The organism is Zobellia uliginosa, from assembly GCF_018860745.1.
Classification (GTDB): domain Bacteria; phylum Bacteroidota; class Bacteroidia; order Flavobacteriales; family Flavobacteriaceae; genus Zobellia; species Zobellia uliginosa_B.
On the sequence record NZ_JAHKPY010000014.1, the window covers coordinates 764,297 to 779,904 of the forward strand.

Here is a 15,608-nt window from a genome sequence, read left to right on the forward strand (position 1 = left end):
TTGTGTTGTGTATTCCTGTTAAAATATAGGGGTTTGTACTTTTTAGTTTACGGGCTTTTACCTTGTTTCAAAAAAATAAGTTTAAATTTAAGGACTGCTTTGTATTGATTAGCAGATTCCTACTCCCTCATGGAAGTATGCGACCTAGTCTTAAAGCTAGGTTTCGTAATAGTAATGCCGGTATTGTCCCCAGTTCTAACCTAAATAACCGTAGTATCCAGATGAGTCAACCACTTAGCCTAAAAAATCATTTTAATAAGGATAATGAATACACCCAGACTATTCTAAACAATATGGGTGATTCCGTTTTTGTTAAGGATGATCAAAGTAGAATAATTTTGGTAAATGAAGCTTTCTGTAAAATGATGGGCCTTTCCTGTGAGGAAATCATTGGAAAGACACTTGCTGAAGAGGTGACGAAAGAAGAGCGTGAATCTTTTTTGAAGATTGATAGGCAAGTCTTGGCAGATGGTATTGAAAGTATCGTTGAAGAGAATATGACGGTTAGAGGAGGAACAAAAAAGGTGTTATCTACAAGGAAATCACGCTTTGTAGATGGTGAAGGGAATAAATTCCTTGTATGTGTGGTACGGGATATTACGGAAAAGAAAAAGGCGGCAGAGGCCTTAAGAAAAAGAGAGTCGGAATTGAAAGATGTTGTAGCTACAAGAGATAGATTATTCTCTATTATAGCTCATGATTTAAGAAGTCCGTTTAACAATATTACATTGTTATCTGAATTGTTAGAAGACTCGATAAAAAAGAATGATATTGGCCAATCTCAAGAATACTTGGAACTCATTAACAAGACTACAAGCAATACTCTTAGTTTACTGGACAATCTTTTAGATTGGACAAAATCTCAAACGGGATTAAGGGATTTTAAATCAGAAAAAGTTAATATCAACAAGATTTTGTCCCAAACTTTAGAATTATCCAAAGCAATTGCCAGTACCAAGAATATTGGTTTGAATTTATTGCAAAGTGAGCCTATACACGTATGTTCTGACCATAAGGTAATAAAAACCATTGTTCGTAATCTGATATCCAATGCTATTAAGTTTACCAAACCCGGAGGTAGAATAGAAGTTTCAACTAAACTTTACGATAAAAATGTTGAAATTACAGTCTCAGATGATGGCGTAGGTATGAGAACAGATACTTATGAAAAGCTATTCTATGTAAATACAAATATGGCTTGTGTAGGCACCGCAAATGAAAAAGGCTCAGGTTTTGGTTTGGTCCTTTGTAAGGAATTCGTAGAAAAATTGGGAGGTACTATTTGGGCAGAAAGCACTTTGGGTAAGGGGAGTGATTTTAAATTTACTGTTCCTATTAATAAACCAAAACCACCTCGTAGTAGAATACTTAAGAAATAAAGTAATTTTTATAGAGAATTTCAGATTTTTATATTGATAGTTCAGTAGAGATTATTTCTCTTTACAGAGCTATCTTTTTGTTTCAATCTTATTATACTTCATGAAGATGAATAAAGAGTAATTTCAGCAACATTACAGAACACAATGGCAGGAGAAAAAAACTTAGTGGAAATGGTAAAGGGGATGACCCCAAAGTTAAATGGAGGTGAATATGTATTTATCACCTTAAACAATGTGAACCAGGTTTCAAGAGCTGATACACTTTGCGAGTTTAAAGAGCAAGAGGCTACAACGGTGATCATCTCCAAACAAAAAGCCGATGCACTACGACTTCCTTATGAATATGTAGCTTCTTGGATTACTTTATCCGTTCACTCCTCATTAGAAGGCGTAGGGCTAACCGCTTTATTTTCATCAGAATTGGCAAAGCATCATATTAGCTGTAATGTTGTTGCAGCCTACTATCATGACCATATTTTTGTAGACTGCAAAGATGCCTCAAAAGCTGTAAAGATCCTAGAACGGTTATCCCGGAATTACACGGGCTAAGGAATGCTTCACTAGTCTCAAAATGTCTTCACTGAAGTTGGTTTTATGGCTTTTCATTGTCATCTATTTTACTATCTTAGAAGTCTAAATACCAACCTAGCTCATGCCACTTGTTATTGTTATTGCCGGAATTTTTGTTCTTTTTATATTAATTGCCCGCTTTAAACTCAACGCTTTCATTGCTTTTATCATCGTCTCGCTGTTGGTGGGTGTTGCAGAAGGAATGGATTTTGAGACAGTTACCAAGTCCATTCAATCCGGTATTGGAAATACCCTAGGATATCTCATTTTGATTCTTGGTCTGGGAGCCATGTTGGGTAAGTTGGTAGCAGATAGTGGTGCGGCGCAGCGTATCACTACCCAAATGGTTGAAAAATTCGGTAAAAGGCATATTCAATGGGCTGTGGTACTTACCGGTTTTATAGTAGGTATACCTATGTTCTATACGGTAGGTTTCGTTATACTAATACCCCTGGTATTTACTGTCGCAGCAGCAACAGGACTTCCCTTAATATATGTAGGGCTGCCTATGTTGGCCTCGCTTTCGGTAACACATGGGTATCTTCCACCTCATCCGGCACCAACAGGAATCGCGGTTATTTTTAATGCTGATATTGGTAAGACCTTGCTATACGGTATTCTTGTGGCAATCCCGGCAATTATCGTAGCAGGTCCTCTTTTATCTCGTTCTATAAAAAATGTCGAGGCAACTCCGCTTAAGGAGTTTTTAAATCCAAGAATTTTGACAGATGATGAAATGCCCAGTACGGCTACTAGTATTCTTACTGCCTTGTTGCCGGTTATTCTCATTGGTTTTGCATCTATAATGGGATTAATACTTCCAGATGAAAATGAAGTGAGAAAAGCAACGGACATTTTGGGGAATCCTGTAATGGCTATGCTTATTTCCGTTCTGGTGGCTATTTATACCTTGGGACTGGCAAGAGGCAAAAAAATGAAGGATGTAATGGATTCCGTAGCCAGTGCCGTTTCGGGTATCACCATGGTGCTTTTGATTATAGCCGGTGCAGGAGCTTTAAAACAAGTTTTAATTGATAGTGGCGTAAGTGATTATATAGGCGAAATGCTAAAGGGGTCTACCGTTTCACCTTTAATTTTAGCATGGTTAATTGCCACGGTTATACGCGTGTGTGTTGGGTCAGCAACGGTGGCGGGCCTTACTGCTGCAGGGATTGTTTTGCCGTTGATTGCCAATACGGATGTAAGTCCGGAATTAATGGTTTTGGCTATTGGATCGGGAAGTCTAATGCTATCTCATGTTAACGATAGTGGATTTTGGCTTTATAAAGAGTATTTTAATCTTTCTGTAAAGGACACTTTAAAAACATGGACCGTAATGGAGACCACTGTTGGTGTTATGGGTCTAATAGGGGTGCTAATTTTAGATATTTTTATATAATTTATTCACGTTGTAAGATGATGAAGAGAAGACAATTCATAAACCGAACCGCTCTTGCTATAGCCGGAACAGGTCTTATAGGCTGTTTTGACCATTCTAAGTTCCAGTTGAAGAAAAACCAAATAGTGGGTTGTTTTGGAGATAGTATTACCGCTGCAGGAGGTAATGGCTATGTAGAAATGCTACAGGAGATATTCAATAAAGAGAAGCCGGAACTCAACATTACATTTATAAACTTCGGGAAGGGAAGTGAAACCGTAAGCGGACTTACGGAAAAGGACCACCCTGGTCCAAGACCTTATCTTTTTGAACGGTTGGACCAAATTTTAGATGAAAATCCAATTGATGTAGCACTATTCTGTTATGGTATTAATGATGGAATATATGGAGCGCCTTCTGAAGAGTTGTTTAGAAGTTTTAAAATAGGGGTGTATTCCTTTTTGGAAAAGATGCGCCAGAGAGATATTAAGACCATTCTTCTAACTCCACCACCATTGGCTGAAACATTGCCCAGTACTGAAACCTCAAAATCGTATAGTTATAAAAATCCTTACCCCAAGTATGATGCGGAGGTACTTGAAGAATTTACGGATATTATACTAGATATGCATCACCCTTATGCAAATGCGGAAATTAATATTCGTAAACCCCTTTTTGCAAGTCAAAAGGAATGCTATGATGAAGATCCTATACACCCAAATAAGCAGGGTCATAGATTGATTGCTGATACGATTTTCGGTAATTTATCGTTTTAACATTGCCTTAAGTCCCCATGGCAGGGTATTTGTTATCTTTATCTCGATAATTTGTTCGATGACTAAAAATTTTTCGGTGCTGTTGTTCGCTGTAATGCTGTGCTCCTTTTCAGGGATGACGGCCCAGACCGATATTCCTCAAAAAAAGGATTTAAAAATTGATGCGGCTAATAAAATCAATGATAATGAAAAGCCAAGTGAGGGTACTTCACTCAATATTCCTTCTGTTGTTGAAGACCGGCCTCAGGTAGATTTTGATATTGCAAAGCGCAATCCGGTTAAGATGATTGATGACCGTGAGCTTGTTCAAGCAGGTGCAGGTATGAAGATAGACCCTAAGGTTGGGCCCGTACAACCCAAAGAAGGTACAAAGCAACATTTTCCGGACATGTACATGGGCGATGTTAAAAACAACGGAAAGTTTGTGGGTATTGTTTGTCGCGATCATGAAAACGTAGATGGTGATCGCATAAAAATTTATGTGAACGGAGATGTCGTTGATCCTAATATTCTTTTAACGGGTTCTTTTAAAGGTGTGAATGTAGATTTAAAGAAAGGTTTCAACCGTGTAGATTTTGAGGCTTTAAACACGGGTACTTCGGCACCCAATACTGCCCAGGTCAATGTTTACGATGACAAAGGTGAGCTTATCTATGCTAACAAATGGCTATTATCGGAAGGTTCAAAAGCTACTCTAATTATCACAAAAGAAGAAGATTAGAACGTTGTAATTGTAGTTTTTTATTTAGTCCCTGTTACCTGGTTGATATGTTTCTTCTGCTTTTTTTAAAACATCTTCTTTGTAGTATAAAACTTCTTTCCAATCCATATTTTTATACCTCTCAATCTGGTCGTTAAAATGAGGCGAACTTGGATTTCCACTTTGCCCACCGGCCAATATACTTTTAGCTTTTACTTTATCTCCAAATTCAACCACGGCTGCAAAACTATTTCCTCGCGTTCCGTAAATTTTATTGGCACCCTCAGTAGTATAACGAGAACCGTAAGCTGCCAACGCTCCCCATCTACCCGAGGCAAAACCAATGGCAATACTTGGTTTGGCATCATCAAAATGTTGTACGATATCTCCAGTTGTTCGTTGGTATCTATTTACTTCTCCCCACGGTATTTTCCATGTTCCAAAGTCTGCTTCTAGCTTGCCAATTGCTTCTTTGAACAATTGTAATTTTCCAACATAATCCCCATTTTCTACCCAATGATATAATAATTCCTTAGAAGATAATCCCTCCGGCCTAGACATGCGACGATAAACTAATTCGCCATAGTAATGTGCCAAGGTCATAGGTATGGATTTTTCTGAAGTTGTAAAATTCCAATCTCTAAGAAGGAATAAAGGCTCCTTCAATCTTTTATCATTTATTCCGTTTTCGTCATAAGTCTCAATTAAGTTAGGAATTAACAGCTCAAATGCCGGCAGAAAAGGGTCATGTGCCAGTTGAATTAAACTGTCTATAGTATATCCTTTTCTGTCTTTCAATAATTCTATGGCATGAACTCCTCTAAAATTCTCTTGATCTCTAGACATGTAATAGGGGTAATCCTCTTTCTTTGGACTGAATTGTAATGCTGAGGTATACGGGGTCGAATTACAGTTTTGTATCCACCCATTTTCTGGATTCAATACTAAAATATTTTCATCTACCGTATGCAACCCCTGCCAATCGGTCTTTGGATTACTACCGTCAACCGGCTTCCCATAATTAAACTGAACATCTCGCTTAGGAACAAAATTGCCATGGAAATAGGCAATGTTTCCCTCGGTATCCGCATACACCGTATTATTGCTAGAATTGGTGCGGATATCCATCATATCACGAAATCCTTTATAGCCTATTTGTTTTGTGCGAATAAATGACTGTTCCAGAGCTTTTACGGGTTCCCACATCATGGCGGAGGCTGTCCATTGTCCATCGGCAACGTGGGTAATGGGTCCATGATGGGTTCTGTAGGCTGGGTATTTTTTCTCTTTTAGGTCGGAACCATCCAGATATTTTAATACGATTTCAGACGATTCAACAGGCCGAAGCTCTTCTCCATATTGATAGAATAAATCATCGTCGTTTTTAACAATGGTTTCCTTAAATTCATCCATTACATCCGTATAGGTTGATGTATGCATCCAACCGGTATTTTCATTAAAACCTTGGTATACGAAAAATTGCCCCCAAGTTACCGCTCCATAAGCATTTAATCCCTCCTCAGAAACTACATGAACTTCTCCCCTAAAGTAAAATGAAGTATGCGGATTTATCAATAATAACGGATTGCCCGACCGGGTTAATTTTCCTGATATAGCTATACCATTAGACCCTTGTGGTTCTTCCGCTTCCTTTTCTTTCTCTATTTGCAACAGTTCCATTTCTGGCAGTTCCATATCGCTTTCATAAAAAGATGCTATCTTCTTTGTAGAAATTCGCTCAATATCCCCACCAATAGACCCTTCACTAAAATACATGGGCATCCACGGTTCAAAATGCGTTAACAATCTTGGTTTTACTTCTGGGTGCGTATGTAGGTAGTAATTAATACCGTCGGCAAAGGCATTACACAACTCTTTTAACCAAGCGGGGCTTTTCTCATAATTCGCTTTAGCCTCTTCCTCGGTCATGAACAGTTTTGCACGAAGATCACTATATAACGCATCTTCGCCCTCTACTTCTGCCAACCTACCTGTTGCCCAAATGTAGTTTTGTTCTACTCGGTTGAAATCATCTTCACATTGTGCATATAAAAGGCCAAATACCGCATCGGCGTCCGACTTGCCATAAATATGAGGAACACCAAAATCATCTCTTATTATTTCAATATTAGCCGCTTGTGCTTCCCATTTCTTGATCTCTTGGTTTTCCTGTTGGCTAATGAAGGAGGATAGAAGAAAGCAACTTATTACTACTACATATTTCATATGGCTCTATTTGTATTACAATATACTGACAAACTCCAAATAAATAGAAGCAACCTATGGGGTACCCTGTTTATTTTTTTCGTTTTGAGTACCTTGCAACCTTATATTTAATCTTATTATGGCCGAAAAAAAAGTTAGTATTCTTACCGCGTTTAAAACTATTATATGGCCTAGGCGAAATCTTGTGTTTCTAGGGCTTCTTCTTATTGTAATAAGCAAAGCGGCAAGTTTTGTTGCACCTATGTCACTTAAATATTTAATGGATGATATTATTCCGAACAAGGACATGGATTTTTTAAAATTACTTGTGGGTGTAGTTGGCCTGGCTATACTAGTGCAAGCGGTAACTTCTTTTTTACTGACAAAAATATTAAGCGTACAAGCTCAGTTTTTAATCTCTGAGCTAAGGGCTCAAGTACAGAAAAAAGTACTCTCCTTGCCTATTCGGTTTTTTGATAATGCAAAGTCCGGAGCTTTGGTTTCCCGTATTATGAGTGATGTTGAGGGGGTTCGAAACCTAATCGGGACAGGTTTGGTACAACTAGTAGGCGGAACTATTACGGCAGTAGTTTCTCTTATATTGCTTTTACGCATTAGTTGGACTATGACGGTTTTTACACTGGTGCCATTGGCTATTTTTGCGATTATTGCATTAAAGGCGTTTAAGGTAATTAGACCTATTTTTAGAAACCGTGGAAAGATAAATGCTGAAGTAAAGGGAAGATTGACCGAAACGCTGGGTGGTGTACGTGTAATTAAAGGCTTTAATGCCGAGGAACAAGAAAATAAAATATTTGAAGAAGGAGTAAATCGTCTTTTTCAAAATGTAAAAAAGAGTCTGACGGCCACTGCTTTTATGACCAGTTCCTCTACCTTTCTTTTAGGTATGGCCACCACCGGAATTATGGGTATAGGAGGATACAAAATCATGATGGATGAGCTTACCATTGGCGAGTTCTTGACCTTCACTTTTTTATTAGGATTGATGGTGGCGCCCATAGTGCAAATGAGCAATATTGGTAGCCAATTAACGGAGGCTTTAGCGGGATTGGACCGTACAGAGGAGCTTATGAATATGACTCCAGAATCGGATGAGGAGAACCGAACCATTATTTTGGACGAAATTGACGGCGATATTGTTTTTGATGATGTTTCTTTTTCTTATGAAGAAGATAAAGAGGTGCTCCATAACATTAATTTTGAGGTGAAATCAGGCAATGTGGTTGCTTTGGTAGGGAGTTCTGGTTCAGGAAAATCTACTATTGCTGGGTTGGCAGCGACCTTTTTAAATCCACAGTCGGGTAAAATTACAATAGACGGTAAGGATGTCTCAAAAGTAAACTTGAATAGCTTCAGGCAACACTTGGGAGTAGTTTTGCAGGACGATTTTCTTTTTGAGGGAACTATACGAGAGAATATTCTTTTTCCGAGACCCAATGCTTCCGAAGAAAAATTAAAACAAGCCGTTGAGGCAGCTTATGTAAATGAATTCACGGATAGATTTGATGATGGCTTGGATACGTTGATAGGGGAGCGGGGCGTGAAACTTTCCGGTGGTCAACGCCAACGTATTGCAATTGCTAGGGCTGTTTTGGCAGACCCTAAAATTTTGATTCTAGACGAAGCTACTTCTAATTTGGATACTGAAAGCGAAGCCTTAATTCAAAAGAGTTTAGCTGCCTTAACAGAAGGGCGTACCACATTTGTAATTGCTCACAGGTTAAGTACCATTCGAAAAGCAAATCAGATTTTGGTTATCGAAAACGGTAAAATTGCAGAAGAGGGTACCCACGATGAGCTTATCACTAAAGAAGGCAGGTACTTTAATCTATTTACGTATCAGGCTAGAATCTAGCTCTCAGGAGCCAATTCCACTTCTAATCCGTCTAAATCTGGGGTCATATGAATTTGGCAACCCAAACGGCTGTTTTCTTTGACGTCAAAAGCTTCGGCTAACATCGCATCTTCATCATCTGATTTTTCAGGAAGATTATGGTCAGATTCTACGTAACATTGACAGGAAGCGCACATAGCCATACCACCACAGATGCCAATTGTTCCTTCAGGAGCCAATTCGTACGAACGAACAACCTCCATTAGGTTCATGTTCATGTCGGTTGGGGCATCTACTTCGTGTAGAACACCTTCTCTATCCGTAATCTTTATTTTAATGTCGCTCATTGGTGTACTTAAATTATAATTTGGGCAATAGCAATTGTTAATCTATAGATTTAACAACTGCCTTAGGTGCTTCTTTTTTACTTCCGTCAAAACCGGTTACACCGCCTACGGTTGTATATTTCATTACATATTTCTTATCAGGATAAATACGCTGATAAGCACTTTGGCACATTAATGTGGCTTCATGAAAACCACAAAGAATCAGTTTTAACTTCCCAGGATAGGTGTTTACATCACCTATGGCATAAATTCCTGGTATGTTGGTCTGATAATCGAATGTGTTTACCTTAATGGCATTTTTCTCTATTTCTAGCCCCCAATCTGCAATGGGCCCTAGTTTAGGGGAAAGTCCAAAAAGCGGAACAAAATTATCAACTTCTAGGGTAACATCCTCATCAGGATTTGTTGTTTTTCTAATAGAAACAGCCTCTAATTTATCCTCGCCCTTTAATCCTACGATTTCGGCAGGTGTAATTAGATTTATTTTTCCTTGATTCTTAAGTTGTTGTACTTTTTCTACAGAATCTAAAGCACCTCTAAACTCGTTTCTACGGTGTACCAAAGAAACCTCTGATGCTACATCGGCCAAAAATATACTCCAATCCAGTGCAGAGTCTCCTCCACCGGCAATAACAACCTTTTTATCACGGTACACTTCCGGGTCCTTTATTATATAGGCAACACCTTTATCTTCGTATTTAGAAAGGTTTTCTAGTAATGGTTTGCGAGGTTCAAAACTACCAAGGCCACCTGCAATGGCGACAATGGGGGCATTATGTTTAGTGCCTTTGTTGGTGGTTACTATAAACGTTCCATCTTCTAATTTCTCAATGGTCTGGGCCCTTTCACCTAGTGTAAATCCAGGTTCAAAAGGCTTTATTTGCTCCATGAGATTGTTTACCAAATCACCTGCCAATACTTCAGGAAAACCTGGGATGTCATAAATTGGTTTTTTTGGATAAATTTCGGAACACTGCCCACCTGCTTGTGGTAGCGCATCTATTAAATGACATTTGAGCTGTAGAAGGCCTGCCTCAAAAACGGCAAAAAGCCCGGTTGGGCCAGCTCCAATAATCAATATGTCTGTTTTGATCATCGGGTTTAGATTAAAATTTGGACGAAATTAAAATTAAAAGATGAGTAACAATATGACCAATGTCAGCGTGTTAAGCGCCAATGTTAATTACTTCTTCTATTTGCGGTGCATATTTCTTTATGGTCATCTCCACACCACTCTTTAAAGTCATTTGGTTAACGCTACAGCCAACGCATGCTCCTTCTAATTTTACCTTTACAGAGTTTTCGTTGTCTATGGAAATCAAAGAAATATCTCCTCCATCACTTTGCAAAAAAGGGCGAATCTCTTCTAGCGCCTTCTCAACATTCTGTTTTAGTTCTTCGGATGTCATATTATTTTTTCTTTACGACAGAGCAGCCCGCCATAGTTGTTATCTTAATTGCTTCAGTAGGAGGAAGGCTTTTATTTCTGCCTACCACTTCTTGCACTACATTTTTTGTTAGGTTCTCAAACGCTTCTTCTACAGGAGTTGCCGTTTGCATAGCGGCCGGTCTACCAATATCACCAGCTTCACGTATGCTTTGCACCAAAGGAATCTCTCCTAGGAAAGGTACATTTAAATCTTCCGCAAGATTTTTGGCGCCTTCTTTGCCAAATATATAATACTTGTTATCAGGAAGCTCTTCAGGGGTAAAGTAAGCCATATTCTCTGCTATTCCCAATACAGGAACATTTATAGAATCTTGTTGAAACATAGCCACCCCTTTTCTGGCATCTGCAAGAGCTACATTTTGAGGAGTACTTACCACTACGGCTCCAGTTACGGGCATAGCTTGCATTATACTCAAGTGAATATCCCCAGTTCCCGGAGGAAGGTCAATCAGCATAAAATCCAACTCGCCCCAGTGTGCATCAAATATCATTTGGTTCAGTGCCTTGGCAGCCATTGGTCCACGCCATATTACTGCTTGGTCCGGTTGAGTGAAAAATCCGATTGACAATAGTTTTACACCATAATTCTCTACCGGTTTCATTTTTGATTTGCCACCCACATTAACGGCCAAAGGCTTCTCCATAGGAACATCGAACATAATGGGCATGGACGGGCCGTAGATATCTGCATCTAAAACACCTACTTTAAATCCCATTTTAGCCAAAGTAACGGCCAAATTTGCTGTAACCGTAGATTTACCTACGCCCCCTTTTCCCGAAGCAACGGCAATGATATTTTGAATACCGGGTAATGGTTTTCCTTTTATCTCATTGGTCTTTGGTTTTGCAGGGGCATCTACCTTTATGTTGATCTTTATTTTTGCTTTTTCATAGACCTCGCGGTGTATGATCTTCAAAATTTCAACTTCGGTTTTTTTTCTGGCCTGTAGGCTAGGATTACTTATAGTAATATCCACCTCAACCTCATCACCAAAAATCTGTATATTTTTAACGGCACCGCTTTCTACCATATTTTGTCCTTCTCCAGGTACGGTAATATGCTCTAGTGCTCTTAAAACTTCTTTTTTATCAATCTTCATTATATAAAATCATTCTAAAGAACAAAGATACGCCATAACGGCAAGAAACTAAAGTGTTTGTATTGAAATGTAATATGGAGTAATAGGGAATAACAATTTAATTTTCATTAAAATAGTTAATCAGAGGTTCTTGGTTGTACAAGAGGCCTAACGTGTTGGATTACTACCCCAACTCCTTAAACGGGTCCCAAAAGTGTTTTTCAAAATCCATGATTTGATTGTCAACCACCTTTATGCCCTCATTTTCTAAAAGCTGTTGCATGAGGTTTGTGCCATCAAAATGATGTTTTCCCGTTAGCAGTCCTATTTTATTTACAACGCGGTGTGCAGGTACTTCTGGCATGCTTCCGGCCCCGTTCATGGCCCAGCCCACCATTCTTGCACTTCTGGCGGCACCCAGATACTTAGCTATGGCGCCATAAGATGTAACACGCCCTTCGGGTATAAGCGCTGCCACCTCGTATACTTTTTGAAAGAAGTTTTTGTTCTCTGGTTTCATGAGCGGTAGGCAATTCTAAAAACTGTTATAGTAAGCAAAACTAACATGAGTCCGCTTAAGATATAATTACTGTTTTTTGAAAACCGATTTGATTTGTTCTCTAATTTATTAAAATATACCGTGTACATATAAAGCACGGTAAAAGTGCCCGTTCCTGCGGCAAGAATGAAAACCAGAATATCCCAGACTTGAAACTTTATCCATCCAGAAGCATTCCACATAATATTAAGACCACTGTAATAAGGAATAGTTAGCAAATTTAAAGCGGCTAGAAGCATACCTTTAAAGAAGCTATTCTTTTTGCTGACTTTAACGATTTTAGTCTTCCTCTTTTTATTTCTTCCTGCGGCAATGAAAAAATAAACCATAAAAAAGGCAAAGACAACAACTGCTATTTTCAACAGCACATCTACCACCTCAGGGTTTTTATGAAGGAATTTTGAAATATATACGGCAATGGTAGCTTGGAGGATAACCACTAGAGCTACTCCTAAACTAAAAATAATGCCATTAAGTTTACCTTTTTCTACACTGACCTTTGCGGCGTTCATATTCAAAAGTCCAGGAGGAACGGTTGCCATAAAAGCTGCCGAAAATGTAGCAAAAAAAAGAATTAAAAGGTGTTGCATGAATTAGTGAACCTTGAATTGGATATAGGTAATAGGTTTCCCTTTTTCAAGATACTGTTTTTCATAGAAAGTCTGAAGTTCTAACACCTCTTTTGGGCTTCCTTCATTCTTATATACATCATGATTAGCATAAGTGACTTCCAATCCTAGGCCATGTAATAGCCCTAAGGTATATCCGTGCATGAACTCACTATCCGTTTTAAGATGCATAATACCATCTGGACGAAGAATTTTTCTGTATTTATCCAAAAAACCCGCATTGGTCATGCGGTGCTTGGTACGCTTGTATTTAATTTGTGGGTCAGGAAAGGTTATCCAGATTTCGGAAACCTCGTCTTGGGCAAAAAGCTCATCTACCAATTCTATCTGTGTTCTTAGAAAAGCTACATTTTTAAGGTTGTCCTCCAAAGCTGTTTTGGCACCTCTCCAAAGGCGAGCCCCTTTAATGTCAATTCCTATAAAGTTTTTATTGGGGTCTTGTTTAGCCAAACCAACGGTGTATTCTCCTTTGCCGCAGCCCAATTCCAGTACAATAGGATGGTCATTTCCAAAGAATTCCTTCCATTTTCCTTTTTTTTCAAACCCTTCTTTTACGGCATCCCGCTTAGGTTGAATGACATTAGAAAATGTTTCGTTCTCTTTAAAGCGTTTAAGTTTGTTCTTGCTTCCCAATAGTATAAAATTAGATTTTTGTTGAGGTTGTAGTGGTGCTTGTGTCTTCTGCTTTTTCTAAAGTAAAAGAGAATTCAGAACCTACGTCTATTTCACTTTCTACATATATCTTTTCTCCATGCGCCTCAACAATATGTTTTACAATGGCAAGGCCAAGACCGGAACCACCTTCACTACGGCTTCCGCTTTTGTCCACACGGTAAAAACGTTCAAATAGGCGTGGTATATGTTGTTTGGGAATACCTTCGCCATTATCGGTTACCCTTACAATTACTTTGTTTTTAATCAGGTTTTCTACGCTTACCTCCGTGGTGCCATTGGTATGACCATATTTTATGGAGTTTACAAGAAAGTTGGTAAGTACCTGTTGTATTTTTTCTTTATCGGCAAAGACCATAATAGGCTCATCATACTCCATATCAAAAGTGAGTATGATTTTCTTTTTGGCCGATTTCATTTCCAAGAGGTCAAAGACATTCTGAATAAGTTCAATAATATCAAAAGCTTCCTTCTTGAGGTTTAAGTCGCCTACCTCTAATTTGGTGATGAGGTCAAGATCTTTCACGATATAGATAAGGCGGTCAACACCTTTGTTGGCACGTTGTAGGTACTTTTTACGAACGTTTTTATCGTCCATTGCACCATCTAGCAGTGTTTCTATGTAGCCCTGTACGGTAAAAAGAGGAGTTTTAAGCTCGTGCGATACGTTACCGAGGAAGTCTTTGCGGTATTCTTCCCTGATTTTAAGCGTGTCTATTTCTACACGTTTGTCCTTGGCAAACTTCCCTATTTCTTCGGTTAGGGTTTTCATATCCGTTGTTATAGGCCCCGTAGTGATAGATGAGGTTTCCAACATGGCCACATCATCATATATTTTTTTTATACGACGGTAAATAAATCGCTCTATGCGTATTTGCATCACAATGAATGCTACAGGGAATAACAAAAGAGCAGAGATGGTGACTATGATCCAATCAACTTTTCCCAAGAGATACAGGAACAAGACCAATAGCGAAATAAAAGTAAAGGTCACCATTAAGGAAGACCTTAACGCAAAGCGATATGACCTTCTTAGCTTAGCAGCAGCCATAAGAAACTAGTTTTATATTCGCTAAAAAACGGTTGTACATCATTGTTGGGCACCTCACGGCCCAAAATTACTATAAAAATGACGTATAACTTAATTAATGTAGCTACTTAATTAAAGAACGAACTTGTAACCCACTCCCTTAACGGTCTTAAAATGGTCTTCACCAATTTTCTCACGAAGTTTTCTTATATGGACATCAATGGTACGCCCACCAACAACTACCTCATTACCCCAAACCCGATCAAGAATGACCTCTCTTTTAAAAACCTTACTTGGTTTTGAAGTAAGCAATGCTAGCAGTTCAAATTCTTTTCTTGGCAAGACAATTTCTTTCCCGTCGTTTACGATTTTGTACTCTTCTCTATTGATGATGATATTACCAACCTGTACGATATCTTCCTGTTGCGCGTTATCTTCTTTAAGTCTTCTCAATAGGGCTTTTACCTTACTTACCAATACTTTTGGTCTTATGGGCTTAGTAATATAATCATCTGCACCAGCGTCAAAACCGGCTACTTGGGAATAATCTTCGCCACGAGCGGTAAGAAAGGTGATGATGGAACTTTCAAGTCCAGAAGTTGCGCGAATGGTCTCGCAGGCTTCAATACCATCCATTTCCGGCATCATAACATCTAAGATAATTAAGTGTGGTTGCTTTTTCTTGGCCATGGCAACACCTTCTACTCCGTTTTTCGCAGTAAAGACCTGATAGCCTTCATTAGTAAGATTATAACCCACTATTTCTAGTATATCTGGCTCATCGTCAACAAGTAATATCTTAATGTCTTTCTTTTTCATAAGGTCTGTAAAGATGGTTAATTCGTCAAAAGTAAAGATAATACCGACATAGCAAAGTCTCTTAACGTTGATTTAATATAGTAACGTTAACCTAACCTTATTGCAATAAAGGTTTAACATACGCGTAACTCGACTTTTACTTCACGTGACGTTATTTGCG

General features: G+C 38.7%; 16 protein-coding genes. 6 read left to right on the forward strand and 10 right to left on the reverse strand.

Going from position 1 to position 15,608, the window contains the following annotated elements; all coding sequences use genetic code 11:
- Positions 1 to 221 precede the first annotated feature (221 nt).
- The 5 genes from KO521_RS18165 (at position 222) to KO521_RS18185 (ending at position 4,824) form a co-directional block, all read left to right on the forward strand.
- Positions 222 to 1,379 carry a PAS domain-containing sensor histidine kinase gene (locus tag KO521_RS18165; protein ID WP_215941321.1) on the forward strand — a complete coding sequence of 386 codons (1,158 nt, stop codon included), beginning with the start codon at positions 222 to 224 and terminating at the stop codon, positions 1,377 to 1,379.
- 144 nt (positions 1,380 to 1,523) lie between these two features.
- A complete protein-coding gene (locus tag KO521_RS18170; RefSeq protein ID WP_215941322.1) occupies positions 1,524 to 1,928 on the forward strand; it encodes an ACT domain-containing protein in 405 nt (134 codons plus the stop codon).
- A 103-nt stretch (positions 1,929 to 2,031) separates the two neighbouring features.
- Positions 2,032 to 3,348, forward strand: coding sequence for a gluconate:H+ symporter (locus tag KO521_RS18175; RefSeq protein WP_215941323.1), 1,317 nt, complete (start codon positions 2,032 to 2,034; stop codon positions 3,346 to 3,348).
- Positions 3,349 to 3,365: 17 nt separating this feature from the next.
- Positions 3,366 to 4,103 (forward strand): GDSL-type esterase/lipase family protein, encoded by a 738-nt coding sequence (locus tag KO521_RS18180; RefSeq protein WP_215941324.1) that lies wholly within the window; start codon positions 3,366 to 3,368, stop codon positions 4,101 to 4,103.
- A gap of 58 nt (positions 4,104 to 4,161) precedes the next feature.
- Positions 4,162 to 4,824, forward strand: a complete 663-nt coding sequence (locus KO521_RS18185; RefSeq protein ID WP_252730101.1) for a hypothetical protein — start codon at positions 4,162 to 4,164, stop codon at positions 4,822 to 4,824.
- A gap of 24 nt (positions 4,825 to 4,848) precedes the next feature.
- On the opposite strand, the gene KO521_RS18190 is transcribed toward KO521_RS18185, so the two are convergent.
- On the reverse strand, positions 4,849 to 7,029 hold the full coding sequence (locus KO521_RS18190) for an acylase (RefSeq protein WP_215941325.1): 2,181 nt from the start codon (positions 7,027 to 7,029) through the stop codon (positions 4,849 to 4,851).
- Between the two features lie 118 nt (positions 7,030 to 7,147).
- Between KO521_RS18190 and KO521_RS18195 the strand changes: the two genes are divergently transcribed.
- A complete protein-coding gene (locus KO521_RS18195) occupies positions 7,148 to 8,884 on the forward strand; it encodes an ABC transporter ATP-binding protein (protein ID WP_215941326.1) in 1,737 nt (578 codons plus the stop codon).
- Here KO521_RS18195 and KO521_RS18200 read toward each other — a convergent pair.
- From KO521_RS18200 to KO521_RS18240, 9 genes are all read right to left on the reverse strand, one after another.
- Positions 8,881 to 9,210 (reverse strand): 2Fe-2S iron-sulfur cluster-binding protein, encoded by a 330-nt coding sequence (locus KO521_RS18200; RefSeq protein ID WP_215941327.1) that lies wholly within the window; start codon positions 9,208 to 9,210, stop codon positions 8,881 to 8,883. The genes KO521_RS18195 and KO521_RS18200 overlap by 4 nt on opposite strands.
- A 37-nt stretch (positions 9,211 to 9,247) precedes the next feature.
- Positions 9,248 to 10,306: an NAD(P)/FAD-dependent oxidoreductase gene (locus KO521_RS18205; protein WP_215941328.1), complete on the reverse strand. Its 1,059-nt coding sequence runs from the start codon at positions 10,304 to 10,306 to the stop codon at positions 9,248 to 9,250.
- A gap of 70 nt (positions 10,307 to 10,376) precedes the next feature.
- On the reverse strand, positions 10,377 to 10,619 hold the full coding sequence (locus tag KO521_RS18210; protein ID WP_215941329.1) for a NifU family protein: 243 nt from the start codon (positions 10,617 to 10,619) through the stop codon (positions 10,377 to 10,379).
- Between the two features lies 1 nt (position 10,620).
- Positions 10,621 to 11,760, reverse strand: coding sequence for an Mrp/NBP35 family ATP-binding protein (locus KO521_RS18215; RefSeq protein ID WP_215941330.1), 1,140 nt, complete (start codon positions 11,758 to 11,760; stop codon positions 10,621 to 10,623).
- Between the two features lie 163 nt (positions 11,761 to 11,923).
- Positions 11,924 to 12,259, reverse strand: a complete 336-nt coding sequence (locus tag KO521_RS18220; RefSeq protein WP_215941331.1) for an MGMT family protein — start codon at positions 12,257 to 12,259, stop codon at positions 11,924 to 11,926.
- A complete protein-coding gene (locus tag KO521_RS18225) occupies positions 12,256 to 12,888 on the reverse strand; it encodes a LysE family translocator (protein ID WP_215941332.1) in 633 nt (210 codons plus the stop codon). The genes KO521_RS18220 and KO521_RS18225 overlap by 4 nt, the downstream gene beginning before the upstream one ends.
- Positions 12,889 to 12,891: 3 nt before the next feature.
- Positions 12,892 to 13,560, reverse strand: coding sequence for a tRNA (guanosine(46)-N7)-methyltransferase TrmB (trmB, locus tag KO521_RS18230; RefSeq protein WP_215941333.1), 669 nt, complete (start codon positions 13,558 to 13,560; stop codon positions 12,892 to 12,894).
- A gap of 10 nt (positions 13,561 to 13,570) precedes the next feature.
- Entirely contained in the window at positions 13,571 to 14,650 is a 1,080-nt protein-coding gene (locus KO521_RS18235; protein ID WP_215941334.1) for a sensor histidine kinase, read from the reverse strand.
- 111 nt (positions 14,651 to 14,761) lie between these two features.
- Entirely contained in the window at positions 14,762 to 15,448 is a 687-nt protein-coding gene (locus tag KO521_RS18240) for a response regulator transcription factor (protein WP_215941335.1), read from the reverse strand.
- Between the last annotated feature and the right edge of the window lie 160 nt (positions 15,449 to 15,608).

Bases quoted from the DNA above. Each gene is read 5' to 3' on its own strand.
- KO521_RS18165 (WP_215941321.1), top strand. From the start codon at position 222: ATGAGTCAACCACTTAGCCTAAAAAATCATTTTAATAAGGATAATGAA.
- KO521_RS18220 (WP_215941331.1), bottom strand. From the start codon at position 12,259: ATGAAACCAGAGAACAAAAACTTCTTTCAAAAAGTATACGAGGTGGCA.
- KO521_RS18205 (WP_215941328.1), bottom strand. From the start codon at position 10,306: ATGATCAAAACAGACATATTGATTATTGGAGCTGGCCCAACCGGGCTT.
- KO521_RS18190 (WP_215941325.1), bottom strand. From the start codon at position 7,029: ATGAAATATGTAGTAGTAATAAGTTGCTTTCTTCTATCCTCCTTCATT.
- KO521_RS18180 (WP_215941324.1), top strand. From the start codon at position 3,366: ATGATGAAGAGAAGACAATTCATAAACCGAACCGCTCTTGCTATAGCC.
- KO521_RS18170 (WP_215941322.1), top strand. From the start codon at position 1,524: ATGGCAGGAGAAAAAAACTTAGTGGAAATGGTAAAGGGGATGACCCCA.
- KO521_RS18175 (WP_215941323.1), top strand. From the start codon at position 2,032: ATGCCACTTGTTATTGTTATTGCCGGAATTTTTGTTCTTTTTATATTA.
- KO521_RS18210 (WP_215941329.1), bottom strand. From the start codon at position 10,619: ATGACATCCGAAGAACTAAAACAGAATGTTGAGAAGGCGCTAGAAGAG.
- KO521_RS18235 (WP_215941334.1), bottom strand. From the start codon at position 14,650: ATGGCTGCTGCTAAGCTAAGAAGGTCATATCGCTTTGCGTTAAGGTCT.
- KO521_RS18225 (WP_215941332.1), bottom strand. From the start codon at position 12,888: ATGCAACACCTTTTAATTCTTTTTTTTGCTACATTTTCGGCAGCTTTT.
- KO521_RS18185 (WP_252730101.1), top strand. From the start codon at position 4,162: ATGACTAAAAATTTTTCGGTGCTGTTGTTCGCTGTAATGCTGTGCTCC.
- KO521_RS18200 (WP_215941327.1), bottom strand. From the start codon at position 9,210: ATGAGCGACATTAAAATAAAGATTACGGATAGAGAAGGTGTTCTACAC.
- KO521_RS18195 (WP_215941326.1), top strand. From the start codon at position 7,148: ATGGCCGAAAAAAAAGTTAGTATTCTTACCGCGTTTAAAACTATTATA.
- KO521_RS18240 (WP_215941335.1), bottom strand. From the start codon at position 15,448: ATGAAAAAGAAAGACATTAAGATATTACTTGTTGACGATGAGCCAGAT.
- KO521_RS18215 (WP_215941330.1), bottom strand. From the start codon at position 11,760: ATGAAGATTGATAAAAAAGAAGTTTTAAGAGCACTAGAGCATATTACC.